The sequence below is a fragment of the Fimbriimonadaceae bacterium genome (assembly GCA_019638775.1).
Classification (GTDB): Bacteria; Armatimonadota; Fimbriimonadia; order Fimbriimonadales; family Fimbriimonadaceae; genus JAHBTD01.
In genome coordinates this window covers 1-1,203 of the sequence record JAHBTD010000110.1, presented here as the reverse complement: position 1 = coordinate 1,203, position 1,203 = coordinate 1, and the positions used below count along the sequence as shown (strand labels likewise).

1 protein-coding gene is annotated in these 1,203 nt (G+C 56.8%); it reads right to left on the bottom strand.

What is annotated here, in order from left to right; translation table 11 throughout:
- A partial coding sequence (locus KF784_20300) for a site-specific integrase (protein MBX3121398.1) occupies positions 1-1,126 on the bottom strand: 1,126 nt, incomplete at its 3' end.
- Positions 1,127-1,203 lie beyond the last annotated feature (77 nt).

Here is a 1,203-nt window from a genome sequence, read left to right as displayed (position 1 = left end):
TAAAATCAACAAGTTGTATCTCTTCCTCAGTTTCTTCCTCTTCCTCGGTCACGGTTTTGGTCACGGTTCCACTCAGACTGCCTCGATTCACGGCTTCTCGAAGATGTCCTGGGGCTAGGTGCGCGTACCGCATAGTCGTCTCAATATCTCGATGCCCGAGGATCTCCTTCACCGATACGAGATCGACCCCTGCCATGACACGGCGGCTGGCTGCGGTATGCCGGAGTGAATGCCAACAGGCTCCGGTGATTCCGGCTCGCCTCAGGCCAGGCTCAAACGAACGCCGGAGGAAAGCCCGGCTGTCCATAGGGTGGGTCACGTCCTTTAAGCCTGGGAACACCCAAGCCGATCGAAGGAACGAGTCAAATGACCTCAGAATGGTCTTGGCTCCTTCGCTCAGGGGCACATGCCGGGTTTTGCCTCCCTTCGGCATGGGCAGGGTCAGGACCTCGTTTTCCAGATCAATCTGGTTCCAGCGGAGCGAGAACTGCTCGCCACGTCTCAACCCGGTCTCGACGGCGAACGCGACTAGCTTCCAGTCATCCGGAGACATTACGCCCTTCAGTCGGTCAAGTTCTTCACTCGTCAGGAACCGCGTTCTGTTGGCTTCAGGAAAGAATTTAAGGCTGGAGACCGGGTTCTTGGTCAGCTTGTCATCTTTGACGGCTAGCATGAGCACATGGCGAAGGAAGGCAAAATGTCTGTTGATCGTTGCATCCGCCCAGAGACGTTGCGGTTCCTTCGTATTCACCTTCATCTTGGCGCGCATTCTGGCTTGAATCCGTCGGAGATCATCGACCGTAATCTGGGTGACTAGGCGACTCCCAATAAGCAGGGACCAGCGCCGCCCGTAGAGTACTTCGCCAGCTTTGTTTCGGTTCACAGTTCCTTCGAGGTAGCGTTTGATCCAAGCCCGGAGGGTGATGTCTTTTCGAGGTGCGAATTTTTCAGGGAAATAGGTCCCTTCCCGAATATCGGCCTTCAGCCGTCCATACAATGCTTTGGCCTGTGATTTGGTATCACAGCGATGCCAGCGCTCCCGTCCGTTGGCATACAGACGCACCCACCACCCGTCGCGGCCTTTCCGCTGGGTGATGCCTCTATCCTTTCCGTCTTTTCGTGCCACGGTGGCTCTCCTTTCGCTCCCCGGTCTTCTGGGCCTCGCGCCACTTTCTCGCCGCGACTCGGTTTTGGCAGCGCGGC